Here is a 2,937-nt window from a genome sequence, read left to right as displayed (position 1 = left end):
GAAGGGCAGATTACCCGCCTGAAGCTCGTGAAGCGACAGATGTTCGGCCGCGCCAAACTCGACCTGCTCGAAGCTCGGCTGATCGGTATACCATGAGCCCCCCTGCATCGAGATTGCGCCAGACCCAGCCCTACATGCGGCACCTGGAGCGGGTCGCCAACGCCGCGCTGGCCCGGGCCGGTCATGCCCGGCTGGTGGACGGCCTCGACATCGACCCCATGGGGGTGATGCAGGCCGCCCTGCTTCACGACGTCCTCGAGGATACGCCGCGCTCGACCGCGGACCTGCGGGCGGCCGGGTTCACCCCGGAGGTGATCGAGGCCGTGGGGATCCTCACGAAACCGAAGGAACGGACGGCGTATTCCGAGCGGATCACGCAGGTGATCGCCGCGGGCAGTCTTCCGGCGATCCTGATCAAGATGTCCGACAACGAGGACAACCTCTGCCCCTCCCGGATCCTGCCGGACGCCACCTTCCTGCGAGAGCGCTACGCGACGGCGTTCGCGCGCCTGAAGGAGGCCGCGGCTGCGCTCGGGTACACGGGGCGATAAGGCGCTGCACGCGCAGGACCGGCCCGGCCGGCCTGGACGACAGGTGTTCCCCCAGGAGCACGGACCGCCAGGGTGGCGGCCCCTGGTCGGCCCCCGCTGCGTTGCCGGGCCCGGCCCTCAGAAGCGCAGCTGCATCCGGGCGGTCCCCGCATGCGAGAGGAAGTGGTCGCCGACCTGGCCCTGATACTCGCCGGTCACCTCGATGCCGCCGCCCAGGCTGATCTGGAAGCCCAGGCCCATTTCGCCGAGGCGGTCGGGAATCGACGATTCCGTGGCGAACAGCCCGAGCGCGCCGGTCCCCTGGAAGCTCGCCTTGCCGGTGAAGTGGTCGTCCGACAGGAGCGTCACGCCCAGCGTGCCGAAGGGCCGGATCCAGCGGCCTTCGTCGAGGTCGATCCGGCCGCCGATCTCCAGCATCGGGCTGAACGCCACCAGCGTCTTGGCCACCGGGCGCATGTCGAGGTTGAAGCCCGGGGCGCCGGTCTCGGAATAGGCCGGGCTATAGCTGTAGAGCAGGTCGAGATCCGCGTAGGGCTTGAGGTACCAGTCCCCGAACAGAACCTGGTAGCTCGCCCGCAGCCGCCCGCCCGCAGTGAGGATGCCGGACTTGCTGCGCGCCGTCGCGGTCATGCCGCCGAAGTCGATCAAGCGCTTGTTGTCGGCCCAGGCATAACCGAGATTGGCCGAGGCCGCGAGGAGCCAGGGGCCGATCTGGTGCTTGAGCGCCGCAGAGACGTCGCCGGCATCGCTGGTCGTCCCGGTGATCCGGTCGGGGTCGCTCTGGAGGGCGCGGGTATAGGCGCCGGTGAGGCCGAAGAACCAGTCCGGGGCGAACTCGGTCTGGAGACCGCTCTGGTAGCTGAGGGCGGTCTGGTGGTAGCCGACGTCGTCGGCCGTCGCGGACTGGGTCGTGTGGGCGCTGGTGATCCGGCCCCAGACGCACTCGCCCTCGCGCAGGAGCGTGCCGGTGCCGGTGAAGGCCGGGCAGCTCATGGCCCGCTGGAGGCCCTTGCGGGTGTCGAGCGTCCGGTCGGTCAGGTTGTCCTGGTTGGATTCCGGCTTGAGCTCGTCGAGGGCCGCCGCGTAGGCCTTCTGGCTGTCGACCGAGAGGAAGCGCCCGTAGAGGGTTCCCAGCTTGGTGGTGTTGCCGTCCCAGGCGTCCTGCAGGCCCTGCGCGACGCTGCGCTGGTCCGTGGTGAGCGTCACGCCCACCGGATCGGTGAACCGGGCCCTCGGGACCAGGGCGAGGCTGTCGCCCGACGCGACGATCGACCAGGAGATCGGGACCGCGCCGGAATGGATGCTGCCGCCGGTGGCGACGGCGCTGTTCTCCAACACCTGGGCGGCCCTGAGGAAGGTGTACCGGCCGGGCAGGAGCCCATCGATCAGGTGCGGCTCGACCACGCCCTTGAGGGATGCGGTGCCGGTGACGGTGAGGAGATCGGCGCGCAGGGCGCCCTCCGGCGCCAGGGGCGCGACGTCGACCAGCAGGCGCCCGTACGCGCTCTGCTCGAAGCTTCCGGTCACGGTCGCCCGGGCGACGGTGCCGACGCCGCCGATGTCGAGGACGGCGCTGTTGTGAAGGCGGCCGTTCGGACCCAGCGCGATCACGCCTTCGGGGCCGGTGCGCAGGATCGCCGAGGTCGCACTCGTGTTGTGGAAGCCACCGTTCACGAAGGTGACGCTTCCCGCCTGGCCGGCGGCCAGGTCCACGTCGCCGATCACGGTGCCGTAATTGTTGATCTCGCCGGCGGTGACGGCGCCGACGATGGCCCGGCCCGAGGCGGCGCTGACCACGGCGCGCTGATCGATGTCGATCGTGGTGTAGCGCCCGCCATCGACACGGATCGCCGCCCCGCTCCCGCTGCCGCCGGTGACGAGGCCGTTCACCCGGATATCGATCCGGCCGCCCCGCTCCCGGTCGGGCTCCAGGCTGCCGTCGGTGCGCTGGACGCCGGACTGGGCGAAGATCGCGTAGGCATCCCGGCCCGACGCGATGATCGACCCGGACGACGCGATGGCGATGTCGCCGCCCTTGCCGCTGGCGTTGAGGCGGCTCTGGCCCGGCGACGCCGCAGTGACCGGGCCGTTGAGATCGAGGAGCAGGCCGCCGCCGCCGCCCAGGCTCTGGGCCAGGATGCCGTGGGATTGGGCGCCCGTCGTGCGGATCGCGGCGCCGTCCTCCAGCGTCACCCGGATGGCCCCGCCATCGCCGCTGGCGCCGTCTCGCAATGCGTAGGGGACCGCGTAGCCCATCACCTGATGCGCGCCGCCATAGCCGCCACCGCCGCCGATCGACTGCAGCAGCAGGGCCGGTGCCGCGTCGCCGGTGGTGGAGACCTGCGCGCCCGCTGTGAGGCTCACCGTGACCGGGCCGCCATTCCCC

At 71.1% G+C, this 2,937-nt stretch carries 2 protein-coding genes; one reads left to right on the top strand and one right to left on the bottom strand.

What is annotated here, in order from left to right; translation table 11 throughout:
- Positions 1–92: 92 nt before the first annotated feature.
- Complete coding sequence (locus tag FV228_RS25415; RefSeq protein ID WP_147857088.1) at positions 93–551, top strand: phosphohydrolase; 459 nt, start codon at positions 93–95, stop codon at positions 549–551.
- Between the two features lie 117 nt (positions 552–668).
- Here FV228_RS25415 and FV228_RS25410 read toward each other — a convergent pair.
- Positions 669–2,937 (bottom strand): autotransporter outer membrane beta-barrel domain-containing protein (locus FV228_RS25410; RefSeq protein WP_147857087.1); only part of this gene is annotated, 2,269 nt, incomplete at its 5' end.

Origin of the sequence: Methylobacterium sp. WL18 (assembly GCF_008040015.1) — a bacterium.
In the GTDB taxonomy this organism is placed as follows: domain Bacteria; phylum Pseudomonadota; class Alphaproteobacteria; order Rhizobiales; family Beijerinckiaceae; genus Methylobacterium; species Methylobacterium mesophilicum.
The sequence above is the reverse complement of the archived record's forward strand: the minus strand, read 5'-3'. Positions and strand labels throughout refer to the sequence as shown.